Genomic DNA, 20,220 nt, shown 5'->3' with positions numbered 1-20,220 from the left:
CTTAAGTAAGATGGCCACCCAGGGTTGGGTGGCCATCTTGCGTTAACAAGCAAACAGGGAGTCAGTATGTCGGAAGAGCAGCGGGACCGCCGAGACGGCGAGGGCGCGCGCGATCGACGTGCGGGCTCCGATCGCAGGCCGCGGTACTCGGATTCGAGCTCGCGGGCCCCGCGCCGTGGCGGCGGTGGCAGCTCCCGTGACGGTGAGCGCCGGCCGTATGGCGATCGCAACCAGGGTGAGCGTCGCCCCTACGGCGACCGTGACCGCAACCAGGCTGATCGCCCGTACCGTGGTGACCGTCCGCAGGGTGATCGCCCGTCTCGGGGTGACCGCAGCCAGGGTGACCCCCCGTCTCGGGGTGACCGTCCGCAGGGTGAGCGTCGCCCGTATGGTGACCGCCGCCAGGGTGAGCGTCGCCCGTATGGTGACCGCCGCCAGGGTGAGCGTCGCCCGTATGGTGACCGTCGCCAGGGTGAGCGTCGTCCCTTCGGTGACCGCGACCGCAGCCAGGGTGACCGCCCGTACCGTGGTGACCGGCCGCAGGGTGAGCGTCGTTCCTTCGGTGACCGCGACCGCAGCCAGGGTGGCCGCCCGTATGGTGGTGACCGGCCGCAGGGTGAGCGTCGTTCCTTCGGTGACCGCGACCGCAGCCAGGGTGACCGCCCGTACCGTGGTGACCGGCCGCAGGGTGAGCGTCGCGCCTATGGCGATCGCGATCGGGGTGAGCGCTCCTCCTACCGGGACCGCCCCCGCGGCGGTGCGGATCGGCCGATCAACGAGTTCGCGCCGGTGCGCGAGCGCATCGAGGAGCCGCCGATTCCTGACGAGATCACCGCGCGCGACCTGCATCCGGGTGCGCGGAACGAACTGAAGACGCTGAGCAAGGAGAACGCCGAGCAGACTGCGCGCCACCTCGCGATGGCGGCTCAGCTCATCGACGATGAGCCCGAGCGCGCTCATGCGCATGCCCTTGCGGCTTCCCGCCGGGCCGGCCGGATTCCCGTCGTGCGCTCGACGCTCGCGATCACCGCGTACGGCATCGGCGATTTCGCGCTGGCGCTGCGCGAGCTGCGCACTTACCGCCGGCTGTCCGGCAAGGATGACATGATCGCGCTCATCGTCGACAGCGAGCGCGGCGTCGGGCGACCCGACCGGGCGCTCGAGGAGGGACGCGGGGTCGATCGCTCCACGCTCGACGTCGACGTGCGGGTGGCGATGGCTATCGCGATGTCGGGCGCCCGGCTCGATCGCGGCGAGGTCGAGCTCGCCCTCGGCGAGCTCGAGATCCCGGAGCTGGACCCGGATCGCGCGTTCGAGTGGAGCCCCGCGCTGTTCTCCGCTCGCGCCGCCGTGCTGGAGGACCTCGGCCGCTCCGACGAGGCCGCGTTCTGGACCGAGCGCGCCGAGGTCGCGGCATCCGCTCTCGGCCTCGACGGCGAGTTCGACGAGATGATCGTTGAGGACGGCCTGATCGAGGACTCCGACGATGGCTCTGAAGACTCCGGCGACGATTCCGACTCCGGCGACGATTCCGAGGACGCCGACAGCGGTTCCGGAGAGTCACGCGACGAGCCCGACGACGCGCCCGACGAGACCACGAGGCCCGGTGAGGCCACGGCTCCGGAGCCGGAGCACGAGGACTGATGGCGCTGTTCCGCCGGACGAAGCCGGCATCCACACCGCTGACCGGGCGCGACGCCCTGCTCGCCGACCTCGACGGTGTCGTCTACGCCGGGCCCGGTGCGCTGCCGCATGCGATCGACAGCCTCAATCGCGCCGCCGAGAGCATGCGTCTGGGGTACATCACGAACAACGCCTCGCGCACGGATGCCGCGGTCGCGGCCCATCTGTCCGATCTCGGTCTCTCCGTCGCTCCGTCGGACGTCGTCACGAGTCCTCAGGCCGCCATGCGCCTGCTCGCGACGATGGTCCCTGCGCCGGCGACGATCCTCATCGTCGGCGGAGACGGGCTGGTCGACGAGGCGCGCAAGGCGGGATACACGATCACCCGCAGCGCCGAGGAGTCTCCGGCCGCGGTCGTGCAGGGCTTCGCCCCCGAGATCGCCTGGACGGATCTCGCCGAGGCGGCCTTCGCCCTGCAGGTTCCCGAGGACGAGGGCGGAATCCCCTGGATCGCGACCAACACCGACTGGACGATCCCGCGCGATCGCGGCGTCGCCCCGGGCAACGGCACGCTCGTCTCGGCGGTGCACACCGCCGTCGGGCGACTCTCCACCGTGGCGGGCAAGCCCGAGAAGCCGATCTTCGAGGTCGCCGTGGAGCGCTTCGGGGCGCAGCATCCGCTGTTCCTGGGCGACCGGCTCGACACAGACATCGCCGGCTCCGCACGCGCCGGGATCGACTCGGCGCTGGTGCTCACCGGCATCGACCGGCCCAAGCACGTGCTCGCCGCGCCGAAGGGCTCGCGCCCGGACTACATCCTCGGCGATCTGCGCGAACTGCACCAGCCGTACCCGGAGACCGTGCAGAACGACGGCGTGTTCACCGTGAACGACGCGTCGGTGCGGATCGTCGACGCCGACGTGCAGATCGTGTCGGCGGGGCGATCCCAGATCGATCTGCTCCGTGCCGGTGCCGCGGCGATCTGGGCGACCGATCTGATGATCTACGCCTTCCGCGTTCCCGAGCGGTTGTACGAGGATCCTTTCCACAGGCCCTGAGCGGCGCCCCGGCGCGCATCGGTGCGGCGCGTTACAGTGGTCGGATGGAGCACTCCCGTGACGAGCCGGCCGACGCGCTGTGGAGCAGACTGCGCCTCATCGAGGGCCAGCCGCTCGACTCGCGGGCGGCGGCGTACGGGGCGCTGCACGACGAGCTCATGAAGCGCCTCGAGAGCGCACCGCGCGGCGATGCCGCACCGGGGACCCGATGACCAGACTCGATGCGGCCCTCGCGGCGCGCGGACTGGCGCGCTCGCGCACGCACGCGGCCACGCTCATCGCCGGCGGGCTGGTGCGCGTCTCGGGTCGCCCCGTCGTCAAGGCGTCGACTCCCGTCGACGACGACACCGACATCCGCGTCGACGGCGGCGATCACTATGTCAGCCGAGGGGCGCACAAGCTCATCGCCGCCCTGGACGGTTTCGGAATCGACCCGCAGGGCCGGCTCGCTCTCGACATGGGCGCATCCACCGGCGGCTTCACGCAGGTGATGCGCGAACGCGGCGCGCGTCGCGTGCTCGCGGTCGACGTCGGCCACGGCCAGCTCGCGCCGGCGGTCGCATCCGACCCCGGCGTCGTGTCGGCTGAGGGCTTCAACGTCCGCCGCATGACGGGCGCGAACCTGGCCGCGGCCACCGGCGAGACGGACCCTCCCGACCTGGTCGTCGGCGATCTGTCCTTCATCTCCCTCGAGCACGTGCTCCCGGCCGTCGCCGGCGTCATCGCATCCGGCGGCGACGTCGTCCTGCTGGTCAAGCCGCAGTTCGAGGTCGGACGCACCGCCGTCAGAGGCGGGCTCGTGACCAACCCCGTGCTGCGCGTGGACGCGATCGAGCGCACGCTGTGGTCGGCGCGCGACAATGGCCTCGGCACGCTCGGCATCCTGGCCTCGCCGATCCTCGGCACTCACGGCAACGCGGAGTACCTGGTGCACCTGGCGCCGGGCGCCGGAGCCGATCCGTCAGAATGGACGGAGCAGATCGCACACGTGGCAGGAGGACGATGAACGAGCGCCGGATCCTGGTCGTCGCCCACGCCAAGCGCGACGAGACCGTCGACGCCGCGCTGCGCGTCGTCGATGCGCTGCACGAGGCCGGCGCCGTTCCGGTGCTCCCGGCGCCCGATCGCGCGGAGCTCGCCGCCGTCGACGCCCGCTTCGCGCAGCTCGCGCTGCTGGGGCAGGATGTCGCCACCGAGGATCTCGAGCTGGCCATCGTGCTCGGCGGCGACGGCACGATCCTGCGCGCCGCGGAGCTGGTGCGGGAGTCGGGAGCGCCGGTGCTCGGCATCAACATGGGTCATGTCGGGTTCCTGGCCGAGATCGACCGCGACGACATGGATGCCGCCGTGCGTCGTGTGATCGATCGCGACTACGAGGTCGAGGAGCGCATGGCGCTCTCGGTGCGCGTGAAGGATGCCGCGGGCACGGTCGTGTACGACACCTGGGCGCTCAACGAGGCCACCGTCGAGAAGGCCAGCCGCGAGCGCATGATCGAGGTCGTGGTCGAGATCGACGGGCTTCCGCTGTCGAGCTTCGGATGCGACGGAATGGTCGTCTCCACGCCCACCGGATCCACCGCGTACAACTTCTCCGCCGGAGGTCCGGTCATCTGGCCCACGGTCGAGGCGATCGCGGTGGTCCCGCTCTCGGCGCACGCGCTCTTCGCGAAGCCGCTCGTGGTCGGACCGGAGGCGTCCGTCGCGATCGAGATGCTCGAGCGCACCAGCGGAACCGGCATCCTGTGGTGCGACGGCCGGCGGTCCCACGAGCTGCCGCCCGGAGCCAGGGTCGTCGTGCGGCGGGCCGCCCAGCCGGTGCGGCTCGCCCGACTGCATCCGACCGCGTTCACCAACCGTCTGGTGCGCAAGTTCCAGCTTCCCGTGGCCGGATGGCGGGGTGCCCCATGATCGACGAGATGCGCATCCGCGGTCTCGGCGTCATCGACGACGCCGTGCTGCCCCTCGGGCCGGGCTTCACGGCCGTCACCGGCGAGACCGGCGCGGGCAAGACGATGGTCGTCACGGGACTGGGGCTGCTCCTCGGTGCGCGAGCGGATTCCTCCGCAGTGCGTGCGGGGGCACGGCAGGCCTCGGTCGCCGGCGTCTGGGTGGTGCCGCAGCGAGGGCCGGTCGCCGAGATCGTGGAGGAGGCCGGCGGCGAGCTCGAGCCCGCGGGCGACGACGCTGCCGAGCTGTACGTGTCGCGCACGCTCAGCGCCGAGGGGCGCAGCCGGGCCAGCGTGGGCGGCCGCGCGGCGCCGGCGGCCGTGCTGTCGGCGCTGGCTGACGAGCTCGTCGTCGTGCACGGCCAGTCCGACCAGCTGCGGCTGCGCTCGGCATCCGCCCAGCGCGACGCCCTCGACCGCTTCGGCGGGGAGCGGATCGCCGATGCCGTCGCGGCGTACGCCGAGCGCTTCCGCGCCTGGCGGGAGCTGGATGCCGAGATCACCGAGCTCACCGAGAACCGCGACCTGCGGGCGGCGGAGGCCGCGCAGCTGCGCGAGCAGCTGGCGCAGATCGAGCAGCTCGAGCCGGAGCCGGGCGAGGACGTGTCCTTGGACGAGCGCGCCGAGCGCCTGGCCAACGCGGAGGAGCTGCGGGCGTCGGCATCCCTCGCCCGCACGGCGCTTTCCGGCGAGGACGACCAGCCCGATGTCGCGACCCTCCTCGCTGAGGCGCGCAGAGCCGTGGAGCGCGCTGCCGACCCGCAGCTGGCCGACCTCGCCGAGGCTCTCGCCGACCTGGGCTATCGCGCCGCGGATCTGGCGGGGCAGCTCTCCAGTTACCTCGCCGACCTCGACGAATCCGGCCCGCACGAACTCGCCGCCGTGGAGGAGCGCCGCGCCGCGATCGGCGGACTGGTCCGGCAGCACGGCTCCCTGGAGCAGGCGCTCGAGGTCTGGCGCACCGGGGCGCTCCGCCTGGCGGAGCTCGATGATGACGACGACCGGATCGAGCGGCTGGCCGCGCAGGCATCCGAAGCGCGCGCCGCTCTCGACGCCGCGGCCGACGCCCTCACCCAGGCGCGCACCGCCGCGGCGGCGCGGCTGTCCGAGGCCGTCACCGACGAGCTGCACGCGCTCGCCATGCCCGACGCCCGGCTCGAGGTGCAGGTCTCACCGGGCGCCGAGACGACGCAGGGCCGCGATGACGTCGCCATCCTTCTGGCTCCGCACCCCGGCGCGACGCTGCGCCCGGTGTCCCGTGGGGCATCCGGCGGGGAGCTCTCCCGGGTGATGCTGGCTATCGAGGTGGTCATCGCCGGCACCGATCCGGTGCCGACCTTCGTGTTCGACGAGGTGGATGCCGGCATCGGCGGCGCCGCGGCCATCGAGGTCGGACGACGGCTCGCGCAGCTGGCGCGCACCTCCCAGGTGATCGCGGTCACCCACCTGGCCCAGGTGGCGGCGTTCGCGAACAACCATCTGTCGGTGGTGAAGGCGAACGACGGCTCCGTGACCGCCTCCAGCGTCACCCGCCTCGACGGCGAGCAGCGTGAAGCCGAGATGGCGAGGCTGCTGTCCGGTCTCGCCGACTCGGATGCCGCGATCACCCATGCCCGCGAACTCCTGAGCCTCGGCTCCGGAACGAACTGATAGGATAAAAGCCCGTGATGAACTCTTCTGTTGCGGGGCCCAAGAACGACACCACCAGGCACATCTTCGTGACAGGCGGTGTCGTTTCGTCGTTGGGGAAGGGTCTCACGGCAGCGAGCCTGGGCAACCTGCTCACCGCCCGCGGGCTGCGCGTCGTGATGCAGAAGCTCGACCCCTACCTGAACGTCGATCCCGGCACGATGAATCCCTTCGAGCACGGTGAGGTCTTCGTCACCGACGACGGCGCCGAGACTGATCTCGACATCGGCCACTACGAGCGCTTCCTCGGCATCGAGCTCTCCCGCGCGGCGAACGTCACCACAGGGCAGATCTACTCGCAGGTCATCGCGAAGGAGCGCCGCGGCGACTACCTCGGTGCCACCGTGCAGGTCATCCCGCACATCACCGACGAGATCAAGCGCCGCATGCGCCTGCAGGCCAGCGAGGAGCCCCGACCCGACGTGATCATCACCGAGGTGGGCGGCACCGTCGGTGACATCGAATCGCAGCCGTTCCTGGAGGCGGCTCGCCAGCTGCGGCACGAGCTGGGACGCGGCAACGTGTTCTTCGTGCACGTCTCCCTGGTGCCGTTCATGGGAGCCTCCGGCGAGCAGAAGACAAAGCCGACCCAGCACTCGGTCGCCGCCCTCCGGCAGGTGGGCATTCAGCCCGACGCGCTCGTGCTGCGCAGCGACCGGCCGGTCAGCGAGAGCAACCGCAACAAGATCGCACTCATGTGCGACGTCGACACCGAGGGCGTGGTCAACACGGTCGACCTGCCCAGCATCTACGACATCCCGTCGACCCTGAACGATCAGGGACTGGACGCCTACATCATCGGCAAGCTCGGACTCGACGAGCGCGCAGGCGAGGTGGACTGGACCCGCTGGAACCGCGTGCTGCACGCCGTGCACAACCCCAAGCACGAGGTCACCATCGGCCTGGTCGGCAAGTACATCGACCTGCCCGACGCCTACCTGTCGGTGACCGAGGCGCTGAAGGCCGGCGGCTTCGCCCAGGAGACCAAGGTCAACATCCGCTGGATCGCATCGGACACCTGCGAGACGCCGGAAGGCGCGGCCAGGCAGCTCGGCGACCTGGACGGCATCCTGGTGCCCGGCGGCTTCGGCATCCGCGGCATCGAGGGCAAGCTCGGCGCGCTGCGCTTCGCCCGCGAGCAGGGCATCCCCACGCTCGGCATCTGCCTGGGCCTGCAGTGCATGGTGATCGAGTACGGCCGCAACGTCGCAGGCATCGCGGGGGCGTCCTCGACCGAGTTCGACGCCGAGACGACCGAGCCGATCATCGCGACGATGGCCGAGCAGGTCGAGATCCTCGACGGCGGCGACCTGGGCGGCACCATGCGCCTCGGTCTCTACGAGGCGGCCCTGGCCGAGGGCTCGCTGGCCCGCGAGCTGTACGGTGCGGACACGGCCTCCGAGCGTCACCGTCACCGCTACGAGGTCAACAACGCCTACCGCGATCGCCTCGCCGACGCCGGCCTGGTCTTCTCGGGGGTGAACCCCGACCTCGGCCTGGTCGAGTACGTCGAGCTTCCGCGCGACGTGCACCCGTACTACATCGCCACCCAGGCGCACCCCGAGCTGCGCTCGCGTCCGACCGAGCCGCACCCGCTGTTCCGGGGACTGGTGGGGGCGGCCATCGAGCGGCACCGCTCCAGCGAGCTGTTCGGCGATGACGACGCCTGATCCCCATGCCCACTCCAGCCGCCGCTGACGCGTCGCCCGGAGCCTCCGGGCACGGGGCCCCTTTCGAAGAGACGCACTCGCTTTCCCCGGGCAAGATCCTGCGCGACGAGCCCTTCGAGCCCGAGGTGCTCTCCAGCGCGGTCGGCTTCGAGGGCGCCGTGTGGAACGTGCTCGACGAGCGCGTGAAGTACGGCGATGGCCAGATCCGCCGTCAGTACGTCGCGCACCCCGGTGCGGTCGCGGTCGTGGCGCTGGATGACCAGGAGCGAGTGCTGCTGATCCAGCAGTACCGGCATCCGATCCGGCACCGTGACTGGGAGCTGCCGGCGGGCCTGCTCGACATCCCCGGCGAGGACCCGATGGATGCCGCCCGGCGCGAGCTGGCTGAGGAGGCCGACGTCACCGCGGAGCGGTGGGAGCGCCTGGTCTCCAGCTGGACGACGCCCGGCGGCAATGACGAGCTGATCCACATCCACCTCGCCACCGGCATCTCCGCCGCCAAGACCGCGCACGCCCGTGCGGACGAGGAGGCCGACATCCGCGTCGAGTGGGTGCCGCTGTCGGATGCCGTCGAAGCGGTGCTCGACGGCCGGATGCGCAACGGCATCCTGTCGATCGGCATCCTGGCCGCGGCTGCGAAGCGCGCCCGGTGCTGACATGCGTCTCGATCGTGCGCTGAACGCGTACCTGCGGCACATCACGATCGAGCGCGGGCTCTCAGAGCACTCGATCGCCGCCTACAGACGGGATCTGAACGGCTACGTCGATTGGCTGGGCGAGCAGGGCGTCACTGCGACGGACGCCGTGACGCCGGCGGTCGTGACCGCGTTCATCGCCGAGCGCTCGGCCGCCCATCCGCCGCCTGCGGCGACGAGCCTGGCGCGCCTGCAGTCATCGGTGCGCGGCTGGCACCGGTTCCTGGCGCGCGAGGGAATCGCACAGGACGATCCGACCGGGCGCCTGCGGCCGCCGAAGACACCGCAGCGGCTGCCGAAGGCGCTCACCATCGAGCAGGTCGACAGGCTGCTGGCCGCGCCTTCGTCGGACGAGCCGATGGGTATCCGCGACCGGGCCCTGCTGGAGCTGCTGTACGCGACGGGCGCCCGCGTGTCGGAGGCGGTGTCGCTGGATGTCGACGATCTCGCCCACGGCGACGTGCTGCGCCTGCGCGGCAAGGGCGGCAAGGAGCGCATCGTGCCGGTCGGCTCGTACGCGCGCGCGGCCGTGGACGCCTACCTGACGCGGGTGCGACCGGGCCTCGCGGCCAAGGGGCGCGCGACGGCGCGGCTGTTCCTCGGTGCGCGCGGGGCGCCGCTGTCGCGCCAGAGCGCCTGGCTGATCATCCGGGCGGCCGCGGAGGCGGCGCAGCTCACCGCCGAGGTCTCGCCGCACACCCTGCGGCACTCCTTCGCCACGCATCTGCTGCAGGGCGGCGCGGACGTGCGCGTGGTGCAGGAGCTGCTCGGGCACGCCTCGGTGGCCACCACCCAGATCTACACGCACGTCTCGGTCGACACGCTGCGCGACATCTACGCGACCTCGCACCCGCGCGCACGCTGAGTGCACCAGCGCGCCGGCATCCCGCGCGCCGAGGGTGAGCCGGGCACGGCTGGCGGCTACAATCGAGCAAGCACGACAGGAGCGGGAGAACCGGTGGCGGAGAAGGCGACGAAGAGCAGGTCGACGGCGACGAAGGGCGACGGCGTGCCCGTCGGACCCACCGGCCGTCCGTACCACGGGTTCGACGTCCCCGCTCCGCTGGACTCGCACGGCCCCGCACGCATCATCGCGCTGTGCAACCAGAAGGGCGGGGTCGGCAAGACCACCACCTCGATCAACCTGGCGGCCTCGCTCGCGGAGTACGGGCGCAGGGTGCTCGCCGTCGACTTCGATCCGCAGGGGGCCCTGTCGGCGGGCCTGGGCATCACGGTGCACGACGTGCCGACCGTCTACGACCTGCTGCTGGACACCAAGCGCGACCCGCGGGATGCCATCGTGCACTCGTCCGTCGAGAACCTCGACGTGCTGCCGGCCAACATCGACCTGTCCGCGGCCGAGGTGCACCTGGTCAACGAGGTCGCGCGCGAGACGATCCTGGCGCGGGTGCTGCGGCATGTGGCGGGCGAGTACGACGTCATCCTCATCGATTGCCAGCCGTCGCTGGGACTGCTGACGGTGAACGCCCTCACCGCCGCGCACGGCGTGCTGATCCCGCTGGAGTGCGAGTTCTTCGCGCTGCGCGGGGTGGCGCTGCTGATCGAGACGATCGACAAGGTGCGCGACCGGCTGAACCCGGCCATCACCCTCGACGGACTGCTGGCGACGATGTACGACCCGCGCACCCTGCACTCCCGCGAGGTGCTGGAGCGCGTCGTCGAGGCCTTCGGCGACGATGTGCTGGAGACCGTGATCGGCCGCACCGTGAAGTTCCCCGACGCCTCGGTCTCCGGCGTGCCCATCACCGAGTTCGCGCCGGAGCACGCAGCCGCCCAGGCCTACCTGCGACTGGCGCGGGAGCTGGTCGCACGTGGTGCCGTCGCCTGAGGACGTCTCCGAAGCCGAGCCCGGCGCTGCGACGGGCGCAGCGGCCCAGGAAGAGGAGGCGCCCGGTTTCCGGGTCTCTCTGTCGAACTTCGACGGTCCCTTCGACCTGCTGCTGAATCTGATCTCCAAGCACGAGCTCGACATCACCGAGGTGTCGCTGAGCAGGGTGACGGACGAGTTCATCTCGTACCTGCGCGACCTGGACGGCCCGGACGAGCTGGACCAGGCATCCGAGTTCCTCGTCGTCGCCGCGACTCTGCTGGACATGAAGGTCGCGGGCCTTCTGCCGCAGGGTGAGCTGGTGGATGCCGAGTCGGTGGCGCTGCTGGAGGCGCGCGACCTGCTGTTCGCCCGGCTGCTGCAGTACCGCGCGTTCAAGGAGGTCTCCGCCTGGTTCGCACGCTGCCTGCAGCGCGAGGAGCGCCGGCATGTGCGCGCCGCCCCGCTGGATGAGAGACACCGGCGGAAGACGCCCGAACTGGTGTGGTCGCTGAGCGTCGACGACTTCGCGGCGCTGGCTCTGCTCGCCTTCGCGCCGAAGGAGCTGCCCAGCGTCGGCCTCGACCACCTGCACGCGCCGCTGGTCAGCATCCGGGAACAGGCGGCCGTGGTCGTCACCCTGCTGCGCAGCACCGAGTCGCTGACGTTCCGCGAACTGGTCAGCGGGGTGGCAGAGACGGGCATCGTGGTGGCGCGGTTCATCTCGGTGCTGGAACTGTACCGGCATGCCGCGCTGTCCTTCGAGCAGCTGGAGCCCCTGGGCGAACTGACACTGCGCTGGTCGGCGGAGAACTGGACCGACGAGCAGCTGGCGACCCTCGGGGCGGATTATGAGAAGTGAGGCGACGATGACCGATGAGGAAGCAGTGATGGAGGATGCCGTTCTCGAGACGACCCTGGAGACGCCCCTGACCGAGCGGGTCGAGGCGATTCTGCTGATCATCGACGAGCCGATCGCGCTGGTGGCGCTGGCCGCGTCCGTGCACGCCCCGGTGCCCGCCGTCCGCCAGACGCTGGAGAGCCTGGCTGAGGACTACGACGGGCGCGGCAGGGGTCCGCGGCGCGGCTTCGAGCTGCGCGAGGTGGGCGGAGGATGGCGGCTGTACGTGCGCGAGGAGCACGACGACCTGGTCGCCGACTTCATCGGTGGTCAGGCGCCTGCACGGCTGTCGCAGGCGGCGCTGGAGACGCTCGCGGTGATCGCCTACAAGCAGCCGGTCACCCGCGGGCAGGTCGCGTCCATCCGGGCGGTGAACGTGGACTCGGTCGTGCGCACCCTGCTCGCGCGCGGGCTGATCACCGAGCTGTTCGCCGACGCCGAGACCGGCGCGATCAACTACGGCACCAGCGACCAGCTGCTGCAGCACCTGGGGATCAACTCGATCGACGAGCTGCCGCCGATCTCGCCGCTGCTCGATGATGGCGCCGACGGCTTCGACGAGGGAGTGACGCGATGATGCCCTCGCCCGGCTCTTCCACCGGCTCAGGCTCCCAGGACGGCGTGCGGCTGCAGAAGGTGCTGGCGAACGCCGGCGTCGCGTCGCGTCGCGTGATCGAGCAGTACATCGTCGAGGGCCGCATCCGCGTGAACGGTCGCACCGTCACCGAGCTCGGCACGCGCATCGATCCGGAGATCGATCTGGTCGACGTGGACGGCACCGCGGTGCAGCTGGACGTGTCCAAGCGCTACGTCATGCTCAACAAGCCCACCGGCATCGTCAGCACCATGCGCGACGAGAGGGGCCGCCCCGATCTGCGCCGCTTCACGACGGAGTGGGAGGAGCGGCTGTACAACGTCGGCCGGCTGGATGCCGAGACCAGCGGGCTGCTGATCCTGACCAACGACGGCGAGCTCGCGCACGTGCTCGCGCACCCCTCGTTCGGCGTCACGAAGGTGTACATCGCGAAGGTCGCCGGAACGGTGACCGCGCAGACGATCGCGAAGCTGACGCGCGGCGTCGATCTGGACGACGGCCCGATCAAGGCGGACAGGGCGCGGCTGCTGGATGCCTCGGCGGGAGCGGCGGCCGGCGGAAGGAGATCGAGCCTGGTCGAGCTGACGCTGCACTCCGGCCGGAACCGGATCGTGCGGCGCATGATGGCCGCCGTCGGGCATCCGGTCGAGGAACTCGTGCGTCGCCAGTTCGGTCCGCTGCACCTGGGAACCCTCCCGGTCGGGAAGGCCAGGGAGCTGAATAGAATCGAACGAGGCGCATTGCTGACCCTGTCGCGCCGGGACACGCCTGCGGCCGCGGGAGACGACAAGCAGGAGACCGAGTGAGCGACATCGTGAACGCCCGCGCATCGCGCGCGCCGGGTCCGGCATCGCGCGTGTCGGGGACCGTGCGCATCGTCGGCGCGGGGCTGCTCGGATCGAGCATCGGCCACGCGCTGCGCGCACATGACGTCGACGTCGTGCTGGCCGACGCCTCGCCCTCGCAGCTGCGGCTCGCGATCGACTACGGCGCCGGGCGCGCGGCGCGCCAGGACGACCGTCCGAACCTGATCGTGGTGGCCGTGCCGCCGGATGTCACGGCTGACGTCATCCAGGCCGAGCTCGAGGCGCACCCGGATGCCGTGGTGACCGACGTCGCCAGTGTGAAGCTGCAGCCGTACCTGCAGCTGCGCCGTCGCGATGTGGATCTGACCCGCTACATCGGCTCGCACCCGCTGGCCGGCCGTGAGCGCGGCGGGGCGATCTCCGCACGCGCCGACCTGTTCATCGGACGCCCGTGGGTGGTGTGCCGCGACGAGGAGACGCGCGCGGCCGATCTCGCGCTGGTGGAGGCGCTCGCGCTGGATCTCGGGGCGATGCCGTTGGAGATGACCCCCGAGGAGCACGACCGCTCGGTCGCGCTGACCTCGCACGTGCCGCAGGTGGTGGCGAGCCTGCTGGCCGCACGGCTGGCATCCGCCGACGAGGACTCGCTGACCCTGGCCGGGCAGGGCGTGCGCGACACGACCCGCATCGCGGCATCGGCACCCGAGCTGTGGGTGCAGATCCTCAGTGCCAACGCCGAGCCGGTCGTCGAGGTGCTCGACGCCCTCGCCGGCGACCTGCAGCAGCTGACGGCGGCGCTGCGCGAGCCGGATGCGCCGGGCTCGCGCCGGACGGTGGCGGATGCCATCCGTCAGGGCAACGAGGGGGTGGAGCGCCTCCCGGGCAAGCACGGCCAGAACCGCCGCTTCGAGCAGCTCGTCGTCATGGTGGACGACACGCCCGGCCAGCTCGGACGACTGTTCGGCGAGCTGGGTGAGCTGGGCGTGAACGTCGAGGATCTGCGTCTGGAGCACTCTCCGGGCGCGCAGTTCGGCCTGGCCGACATCAGCGTGGCGCCGGCCGCGCTGCGCGGCGCCATCGAGGGCCTGGAAGCACGAGGCTGGCGGATTGCGGGGAACACCAATGACTGACCCTTCACTTCGACTCCCTGGCGGTCGCTCAGTACAGGCGACAGGCTCAGGGACCCAGGCGGCTGGCGCCGCGAAGATCGTCGCGATCGACGGGCCCGCCGGATCGGGCAAGTCGAGCGTCTCCAAGGCGGTCGCGCGCAGGCTCGGCTACGGGTACCTCGACACCGGCGCCGCGTACCGGGCGCTGGCCTGGCACGTGCTGGAGCGCGGCGCGGACACGGCGGATGCCGATGCGGTCCGCTCTGCGGCATCCGATCTCCCGCTGACGCAGCAGCTCGACCCGGACGACCGCCGCGTGCTGGTCGGCGGGGAGGACGTGACCGACGCGATCCGCGACCCGCGGGTGTCCGCCGCGGTCAGCGGCGTGGCGCGCGTTCCCGAGGTGCGTGTGCAGGTGAACGAGATCTTCCGGCGGATGGTGGCGGACTCCGCCTACCCGGCGGTGGTGGTCGAGGGCCGCGACATCACGACGGTCGTCGCCCCGGACGCGCCGGTGCGCATCCTGCTGACCGCCGCACCAGAAGTGCGCGCAGCGCGCCGCGCGGGCGAGCTCGCGGGCTCGGACACCGCCGCCGTCGCCGAGGCGATGCGCCGGCGCGACGCCTCGGACAGCAGCGTCGTCGACTTCCTCAACGCCGCACCCGGCGTGACCGTGGTCGATTCGACGCACCTGGATTTCACGCAGACCATCGACGCCGTGCTCGCCGTGATCGAGCGCGGGGGCGACGACGACAAGGAGCCGCATCATGGCTGAAGACGACTACGAGGGCGGCCCGGACGACCTGGCCGAGAAGATGGCCGACCTGGATGAGGATCTCGCCGACAAGCGCGCGGACCTCATGCGGGCCACGCTCGCCGATTACGACCTGGATGACGAGGACGCACAGCTGCTCGAGGGCGCGACCCTCGGCGAGGACGGCATCACGGTCATGCCGGCGCTGCCGGTGGTCGCGATCGTGGGACGGCCGAACGTCGGCAAGTCCGCGCTGGTGAACCGCATCCTCGGCCGCCGCGAGGCCGTCGTGGAGGACACGCCGGGCGTCACGCGCGATCGCGTCACCTACAAGGCCGAATGGATGGAGCGGCGCTTCTCGCTGGTCGACACCGGCGGGTGGGAACCGGATGCCAAGGGCATCGACCGCTCGGTGGCAGCGCAGGCCGAGGTCGCGATCGACCTGGCCGACATGGTGCTGTTCGTGGTCGACGCGAAGGTCGGCGCCACCTCCACCGACGAGCACGTCGTGAAGCTGCTGCGCAAGAGCGGCAAGCCGGTGTTCCTCGTCGCGAACAAGATCGACGACGCACGGCAGGAGCCCGAGGCGGCCGCGCTGTGGAACCTGGGGCTGGGCGAGCCGCATCCGGTCTCGGCCATCCACGGACGCGGCGTGGCCGACCTGCTCGACCTGATCGTGGCGAAGCTGCCTGAGGTGTCGGCGGTCGCCAAGGCCGAGATCGGCGGACCGCGCCGCGTCGCGATCCTCGGTCGTCCGAACGTGGGCAAGTCCTCGCTGCTGAACAAGGCGGCGGGGGAGGAGCGCGTGGTCGTCAACGACCTGGCCGGCACCACGCGCGATCCGGTGGACGAGATCGTCGAACTGGGCGGCAGGATGTGGCGGCTGGTCGACACCGCCGGCATTCGTCGCCGGGTGCACCTGCAGCAGGGTGCCGACTTCTACGCGTCGCTGCGCACCTCGGCTGCCCTGGAGAAGGCGGAGGTCGCGGTCGTCGTGCTGGACGTGAGCCAGCCGATCAGCGTGCAGGACCTGAACATCATCGACATGGTGCTCGAGTCGGGGCGCGCTCTCGTGCTCGCCTTCAACAAGTGGGACCGCCTGTCGGACGCCGATCTGGAGAACGCCGATCGTCGCCGCTACCTGGAGCGCGAGATCGAGCAGGACCTCGCGCACGTGGCGTGGGCGCCGCGCGTGAACATCTCGGCGAAGACCGGATGGCACTTCGACAAGCTGGTGCCGGCGCTGGATCGCGCGCTGCAGAACTGGGATCGCCGCATCCCCACCGGCAAGTTCAACGCGTTCATCACTGAGCTCGTCGCCGCGCACCCGCATCCGCTGCGCGGCGGCAAGCAGCCCCGCATCCTGTTCGGCACCCAGGCGTCGACCCGTCCGCCGACCTTCGTGCTGTTCACGACCGGTTTCCTCGACCCCGGTTATCGCCGGTTCGTGCAGCGCCGTCTGCGCGAGCTGTACTCGTTCGAGGGCACGCCGATCGTCATCAACATGCGCGTGCGGGAGCGGCGCCAGCGGTAGCCATCCGGGGCTGTGCGCCCGCTCGGGTCTCGGGCAGAATGGGAGCGGATGCCATGATCCCGGCATCCGTTCCCGCCCGGCCCACGAGGCCCGCCGAAGGAGACCGCGATGACGCACACCCTGCCCCTGCCCGATTTCGCCCACGAGCGGGTGGAGGTGATCACGGGACGACGCAGCGGTCTGTTCATGGCGGTCGCGCTGCATTCGTCGGTGCTCGGCTCGGCGCTCGGCGGGGCGCGTCTGTGGGCGTATCCGCACTGGAGCGACGCGCTCGGCGATGCGCTGCGACTGTCGGCCGCGATGACGCTGAAGAACGCGGCGGCCGGTCTGGATGCCGGCGGCGGCAAGTCCGTCATCCGCCTGGAGCCGGGGCAGACGCTGGATGCCGATCGTCGTCGCGACGCGTTCCTCGACCTGGGCGATGCCGTCGAGCTGATGGGCGGGCTGTACCGCACCGCGGAGGACGTCGGCTCGACGACCGACGACATGCTCACGGTGAGCGAGCGCACGCAGCACGTGGTGGGGCTGCCGTCGACGGTGGGCGGTTCGGGGGAGCCCGCGGGACCGACCAGTCTGGGTGTGTACGCCTCGCTGCAGGCGGTGCTGGAGCGGGTGACCGGCACGGCATCCGCGGAGGGGCGCCGCGTGACGATCTCGGGGCTGGGGCAGGTCGGCGGGCGGCTCGCGGCGCGTCTGGCCGAGCAGGGCGCGCAGCTGACGGTGACCGACATCAACCCTGCGCGGCGCTCGTTCGCCGAGGATCTCGGCGCGACCTGGGTCGAGCCGGGCAGCGAGCACCTGGTCCCCGGCGACGTGTTCGTGCCGGCCGGCGTCGGCGGCGTGCTGACCGACGAGGTGATCGACGCGCTGGACGTGAAGGCCGTGTGCGGGCCGGCGAACAACCCCCTGGCGGACCATTCCGGGGCGGATCGACTCGCGGGGCGCGGCATCCTGTATGCACCCGACTTCGTGGTGAACGCGGGTGGCGTGATCTACCTCGACCTGGAGGCGAAGCGGATCGGCTCGAGTGACGAGATCATGGCGCGCGTCGCCGCGATCGGCGACACCGTGCGCACCATCCTGCAGGATGCGGACGAGCGCGGCGTGACTCCGCTGCAGGCCGCCGAGGAGCTCGCCGCCTCTCGCCTGCGGGTCGGTGCCGAGGCGGGTGTGCGGTAACGCGCGGACTTCTGCGCTCGTCGAGCCCTGTGCGGCGGCGGGGCTGTGAAAGGCTGGGCTGGTGACGATCGTCCCGCCCGAGCCTGGAGAGCCGCGCCGCCCGCAGGGGCCGCGAGACCCGGGCGACGCGTGGGTCGTCGCCGAGTCGGGGCAGCGATACTGGGGACGTTTCGGCGCCGCCGGGGTGCTGGCCTTCGACGTGCAGCGCGGCGTGCTGCTGCAGCACCGCGTGGGCTGGAGTCACTTCGGCGGAACCTGGGGCGTACCCGGTGGGGCGCTGCACGAGGGCGAGTCGGCGTGCGACGGCGCGCTGCGCGAGGCGCAGGAGGAGGCCGGCATTCCCGACGGGGCGCTGCAGGTGCGCTTCACCAGCGTGCTGGAACTGGGAATCTGGTCGTACACGACGGTGATCGCCGATGTGCTGGAGGCGTTCGAGCCGGTGATCAGCGACCCGGAGAGCCTGGCACTGGAGTGGGTCGCCGTCGACGAGGTGGACCTTCGTCCGCTGCATCCGGGTTTCGCGGCGGCCTGGCCGCAGCTGCGGGCGCTGCTGGAGGTGCGGCCGGCGATCGTGGTCGATGCGGCGAACGTCGTGGGGTCGGTGCCGGACGGATGGTGGAGGGACCGGGCGGGCGCGGCCGAGCGCCTGCTCGAGAGGCTGTCGACCTGGGTGGCAGGCGGCGTCGCGTCGTCGGAGCTCGGGTTGGAAGCGACGCGCTGGTACCCGCGCGTGACGATGGTCGTGGAGGGTGCGGCTCGTGCGATGACGGATGCCGGTGGCCGAGCCGGCGTGACGACGGACGCGGGGGGAACTGCTCTCGGGAACGTGCACATCGTGCGGGCTCCGGCGGCCGGCGACGATGCCATCGTCGCGGAGGCGGAGCGTCTGCGCGACGATGGCGCGCAGGTGTTCGTCGTGACGAGTGATCGCGGCCTGCGCGACCGCGTGGAGCAGGCCGGCGGCGTCGTCCGCTCGGCCGGCTGGCTGCTCGCTCAGCTGCGCTGACGGCGGGATGGGGCGCTGGGCGCACGACTTGGGTCGCTGAGCCTGTCGAAGCGTCGCTGGGTGCGGCGATGGTGCGCTGCGCGCGAGTTGGGTCGCTGAGCCTGTCGAAGCGTCGCGCGCTCAGAAGGGCGAGCCGGCCTTCTCGCGCGTGAGGGGCAGCCACTGCTCCTCGGGCGGCTCAGGCCCCGTCGGCACGAACATGACGCGGCGCGGTGCGTCGTCTGGGTAGGCCGCGCCGGTGGGGCTCACCCAGCGGATGGTGTGATCGAGCTGCTGTCTGGCGGTCCACCGGGCGAAGTCCGGCAGCTCGGGATGCTTCAGCGTATGGTGCGTCTTGCAGAAGTACGCGAGGTTGTCGATCGCGGTGGGGCCGCCGAGCGCCCAGTCGAGATTGTGATCCAGTTCGCACCGGTGAACGGGCATGCGGCAGCCGGGGAATCGGCAGTGCTGATCCCTGGCTCGCAGGAATCGGCGCATCGGCTCGGTGGGGGTGTACGTGTCGGTCTCGGTGACCAGCCCCGTCGGATCCAGGAAGAGCCGCGTCCATCCCGTGTTCTCGCCGGCGAGAGCCCGTGCGGCGTCGGGGTGCAGGGGACCGTGTCCGTCGAGCTCGGCCGGCCGGTCGTCGTCTCCGCGGAGGGTGGTGGCGGCGACGGTGACCTGGATCGTCCCCGTGATGCTGCCCAGCGAGGTCCCGTGGGCGGCTGAGGGATCGCTGGTCAGAAGAAGGTCGGCGAGCAGATCCGCCCGCAGCTGGTCGTAGCTTCGCGGGTCGTCGGACAGCCGGATGATGCAGGGGCTGTCGGGATCGAATCTCGGGTCGGTCCACACCGACAGGTCGACCTCCGGCGGCGGCCCCGACGGCTCCGGATCACCCTCATCGGGCCAGTAGCCGTGCTCGTCGAGGCGACGACGCAGGTAGGCGGCGAAGTGCTCCTCTGCGGTGTCGGCGCCCTCCTCGACGGCGAGCTGAGTGACGTCCTCGGTGCTGAGTTGAGTGACCTTCTCGGCGGCCGTCTCATCGTCGGGTGCCGCGGACGCGCGGCGGAAGATCTCAGCGACCAGCTCCTGCTCGGCGTGTTCTGCGGCGGCGAATTCGGCCTCCCACGCGGCCCACTCCGCCTCGGAAGGCTCGGACGGGGGAAGCGACGGCTCACGATCCTGCGGGTGACCGGACAGATGCTTGGCCATCCTGGTGAGCCGATCATGGATCGCCACCGCCAGATACTCCGGCAGCACCGCCTGCAGCAGCGCGAGCCCGTCGCCGACGGAGCGCACGGTCACGGACCGCTCACGCTCCGCCTTCTTCTGCTGGTCGACCACGGTCGTGCCCGCCAGGGCCGCGGCGACCTGCCGTGCGTGGCTGCGAGCCCGCGCCGCCGTGTCGTGCTCGGCGACCTCGAGCACGGCCCGCTCGTACAGACCCAGCGTCTCGGGAGTCACGCTTCCCGCGTCGATGGCGTCGCGCACGGGCTGCGACTCGGCCAGGAGGTGTCGCACATGTCCGGGAGTCAGGTGACCCTGCGCGTAAGCAGAGCGCAGCGCAGGGAACTGCCCCAGCATCCGCGCATCCGAGAACGCGTACTCCATCGCCCCCTTCGACACATGGCCGGCCGCGGAGTACTCCGCCATCATCGAACGCTCGATCACGTTTCGGCGCATCGGGTCCGCCGAGAGCTCCTCCTCGAACAGCTCCCATCGCTGCGCCAGCAGACCTGCGGCCTCAGCCTGCAGACGGGCGATCTGCTGCTGCTTGGCGACCCACGCATCCCGCAGCGCAACGCGCTGCCGGAGAAGGGAGTCGAAGTCCGAGGCCATGCCTCCAGT

General features: G+C 71.2%; 20 protein-coding genes. 18 read left to right on the top strand and 2 right to left on the bottom strand.

Going from position 1 to position 20,220, the window contains the following annotated elements:
* Positions 1–42: 42 nt before the first annotated feature.
* Positions 43–960 carry a hypothetical protein gene (locus tag Q9R19_RS08235; protein ID WP_311255825.1) on the bottom strand — a complete coding sequence of 306 codons (918 nt, stop codon included), beginning with the start codon at positions 958–960 and terminating at the stop codon, positions 43–45.
* A 45-nt stretch (positions 961–1,005) separates the two neighbouring features.
* Here Q9R19_RS08235 and Q9R19_RS08230 point away from each other — a divergent pair, with 45 nt between their 5' ends.
* From Q9R19_RS08230 to Q9R19_RS08145, 18 genes are all read left to right on the top strand, one after another.
* The gene (locus Q9R19_RS08230) at positions 1,006–1,644 is read left to right on the top strand and encodes a hypothetical protein (RefSeq protein ID WP_311255824.1); all 639 of its coding nucleotides are present in this window, start codon (positions 1,006–1,008) and stop codon (positions 1,642–1,644) included.
* On the top strand, positions 1,644–2,681 hold the full coding sequence (locus Q9R19_RS08225; protein WP_311255823.1) for an HAD-IIA family hydrolase: 1,038 nt from the start codon (positions 1,644–1,646) through the stop codon (positions 2,679–2,681). The genes Q9R19_RS08230 and Q9R19_RS08225 overlap by 1 nt, the downstream gene beginning before the upstream one ends.
* A 44-nt stretch (positions 2,682–2,725) precedes the next feature.
* Positions 2,726–2,893, top strand: a complete 168-nt coding sequence (locus Q9R19_RS08220) for a hypothetical protein (protein WP_311255822.1) — start codon at positions 2,726–2,728, stop codon at positions 2,891–2,893.
* Positions 2,890–3,687, top strand: coding sequence for a TlyA family RNA methyltransferase (locus tag Q9R19_RS08215; protein ID WP_311255821.1), 798 nt, complete (start codon positions 2,890–2,892; stop codon positions 3,685–3,687). Before Q9R19_RS08220 ends, Q9R19_RS08215 begins: the two co-directional genes overlap by 4 nt.
* A complete protein-coding gene (locus tag Q9R19_RS08210) occupies positions 3,684–4,589 on the top strand; it encodes an NAD kinase (protein WP_311255820.1) in 906 nt (301 codons plus the stop codon). The genes Q9R19_RS08215 and Q9R19_RS08210 overlap by 4 nt, the downstream gene beginning before the upstream one ends.
* Positions 4,586–6,277, top strand: a complete 1,692-nt coding sequence (recN, locus tag Q9R19_RS08205) for a DNA repair protein RecN (RefSeq protein WP_311255819.1) — start codon at positions 4,586–4,588, stop codon at positions 6,275–6,277. The genes Q9R19_RS08210 and recN overlap by 4 nt, the downstream gene beginning before the upstream one ends.
* Positions 6,278–6,294: 17 nt before the next feature.
* Entirely contained in the window at positions 6,295–7,986 is a 1,692-nt protein-coding gene (locus Q9R19_RS08200) for a CTP synthase (RefSeq protein ID WP_311255901.1), read from the top strand.
* Positions 7,987–7,991: 5 nt separating this feature from the next.
* Positions 7,992–8,642, top strand: coding sequence for an NUDIX hydrolase (locus tag Q9R19_RS08195; protein WP_311255818.1), 651 nt, complete (start codon positions 7,992–7,994; stop codon positions 8,640–8,642).
* 1 nt (position 8,643) lies between these two features.
* Positions 8,644–9,546 (top strand): site-specific tyrosine recombinase XerD, encoded by a 903-nt coding sequence (gene xerD, locus Q9R19_RS08190; RefSeq protein WP_311255817.1) that lies wholly within the window; start codon positions 8,644–8,646, stop codon positions 9,544–9,546.
* Between the two features lie 93 nt (positions 9,547–9,639).
* A complete protein-coding gene (locus tag Q9R19_RS08185) occupies positions 9,640–10,530 on the top strand; it encodes a ParA family protein (protein ID WP_311255816.1) in 891 nt (296 codons plus the stop codon).
* On the top strand, positions 10,514–11,371 hold the full coding sequence (locus tag Q9R19_RS08180) for a segregation and condensation protein A (RefSeq protein WP_396653453.1): 858 nt from the start codon (positions 10,514–10,516) through the stop codon (positions 11,369–11,371). Before Q9R19_RS08185 ends, Q9R19_RS08180 begins: the two co-directional genes overlap by 17 nt.
* 28 nt (positions 11,372–11,399) lie before the next feature.
* Positions 11,400–11,987 (top strand): SMC-Scp complex subunit ScpB, encoded by a 588-nt coding sequence (scpB, locus tag Q9R19_RS08175; protein ID WP_311255899.1) that lies wholly within the window; start codon positions 11,400–11,402, stop codon positions 11,985–11,987.
* Complete coding sequence (locus Q9R19_RS08170; RefSeq protein ID WP_311255815.1) at positions 11,984–12,811, top strand: pseudouridine synthase; 828 nt, start codon at positions 11,984–11,986, stop codon at positions 12,809–12,811. The genes scpB and Q9R19_RS08170 overlap by 4 nt, the downstream gene beginning before the upstream one ends.
* Positions 12,808–13,941, top strand: coding sequence for a prephenate dehydrogenase (locus Q9R19_RS08165; protein WP_311255814.1), 1,134 nt, complete (start codon positions 12,808–12,810; stop codon positions 13,939–13,941). The genes Q9R19_RS08170 and Q9R19_RS08165 overlap by 4 nt, the downstream gene beginning before the upstream one ends.
* Entirely contained in the window at positions 13,934–14,695 is a 762-nt protein-coding gene (gene cmk / locus Q9R19_RS08160) for a (d)CMP kinase (protein WP_311255813.1), read from the top strand. Before Q9R19_RS08165 ends, cmk begins: the two co-directional genes overlap by 8 nt.
* Entirely contained in the window at positions 14,688–16,208 is a 1,521-nt protein-coding gene (der, locus tag Q9R19_RS08155) for a ribosome biogenesis GTPase Der (RefSeq protein ID WP_311255812.1), read from the top strand. Before cmk ends, der begins: the two co-directional genes overlap by 8 nt.
* A gap of 108 nt (positions 16,209–16,316) precedes the next feature.
* Positions 16,317–17,387: a Glu/Leu/Phe/Val dehydrogenase dimerization domain-containing protein gene (locus Q9R19_RS08150; RefSeq protein ID WP_311255811.1), complete on the top strand. Its 1,071-nt coding sequence runs from the start codon at positions 16,317–16,319 to the stop codon at positions 17,385–17,387.
* Positions 17,388–17,448: 61 nt separating this feature from the next.
* A complete protein-coding gene (locus Q9R19_RS08145) occupies positions 17,449–18,393 on the top strand; it encodes an NUDIX domain-containing protein (RefSeq protein WP_311255810.1) in 945 nt (314 codons plus the stop codon).
* A 120-nt stretch (positions 18,394–18,513) separates the two neighbouring features.
* On the opposite strand, the gene Q9R19_RS08140 is transcribed toward Q9R19_RS08145, so the two are convergent.
* Positions 18,514–20,211, bottom strand: coding sequence for a DUF222 domain-containing protein (locus Q9R19_RS08140; protein ID WP_311255809.1), 1,698 nt, complete (start codon positions 20,209–20,211; stop codon positions 18,514–18,516).
* Between the last annotated feature and the right edge of the window lie 9 nt (positions 20,212–20,220).

This window comes from Microbacterium sp. ARD32, assembly GCF_031844385.1.
GTDB lineage: Bacteria > Actinomycetota > Actinomycetes > Actinomycetales > Microbacteriaceae > Microbacterium.
This window is presented reverse-complemented; position numbering and strand designations above follow the sequence as displayed.

Coding starts and splice junctions, on each gene's coding strand:
- cmk (WP_311255813.1), top strand. CDS start 13,934: ATGACTGACCCTTCACTTCGACTCCCTGGCGGTCGCTCAGTACAGGCG.
- Q9R19_RS08140 (WP_311255809.1), bottom strand. CDS start 20,211: ATGGCCTCGGACTTCGACTCCCTTCTCCGGCAGCGCGTTGCGCTGCGG.
- Q9R19_RS08215 (WP_311255821.1), top strand. CDS start 2,890: ATGACCAGACTCGATGCGGCCCTCGCGGCGCGCGGACTGGCGCGCTCG.
- scpB (WP_311255899.1), top strand. CDS start 11,400: ATGGAGGATGCCGTTCTCGAGACGACCCTGGAGACGCCCCTGACCGAG.
- Q9R19_RS08235 (WP_311255825.1), bottom strand. CDS start 960: ATGAGCGCGCTCGGGCTCATCGTCGATGAGCTGAGCCGCCATCGCGAG.
- Q9R19_RS08220 (WP_311255822.1), top strand. CDS start 2,726: ATGGAGCACTCCCGTGACGAGCCGGCCGACGCGCTGTGGAGCAGACTG.
- der (WP_311255812.1), top strand. CDS start 14,688: ATGGCTGAAGACGACTACGAGGGCGGCCCGGACGACCTGGCCGAGAAG.
- recN (WP_311255819.1), top strand. CDS start 4,586: ATGATCGACGAGATGCGCATCCGCGGTCTCGGCGTCATCGACGACGCC.
- Q9R19_RS08150 (WP_311255811.1), top strand. CDS start 16,317: ATGACGCACACCCTGCCCCTGCCCGATTTCGCCCACGAGCGGGTGGAG.
- xerD (WP_311255817.1), top strand. CDS start 8,644: ATGCGTCTCGATCGTGCGCTGAACGCGTACCTGCGGCACATCACGATC.
- Q9R19_RS08210 (WP_311255820.1), top strand. CDS start 3,684: ATGAACGAGCGCCGGATCCTGGTCGTCGCCCACGCCAAGCGCGACGAG.
- Q9R19_RS08225 (WP_311255823.1), top strand. CDS start 1,644: ATGGCGCTGTTCCGCCGGACGAAGCCGGCATCCACACCGCTGACCGGG.
- Q9R19_RS08195 (WP_311255818.1), top strand. CDS start 7,992: ATGCCCACTCCAGCCGCCGCTGACGCGTCGCCCGGAGCCTCCGGGCAC.
- Q9R19_RS08200 (WP_311255901.1), top strand. CDS start 6,295: ATGAACTCTTCTGTTGCGGGGCCCAAGAACGACACCACCAGGCACATC.
- Q9R19_RS08170 (WP_311255815.1), top strand. CDS start 11,984: ATGATGCCCTCGCCCGGCTCTTCCACCGGCTCAGGCTCCCAGGACGGC.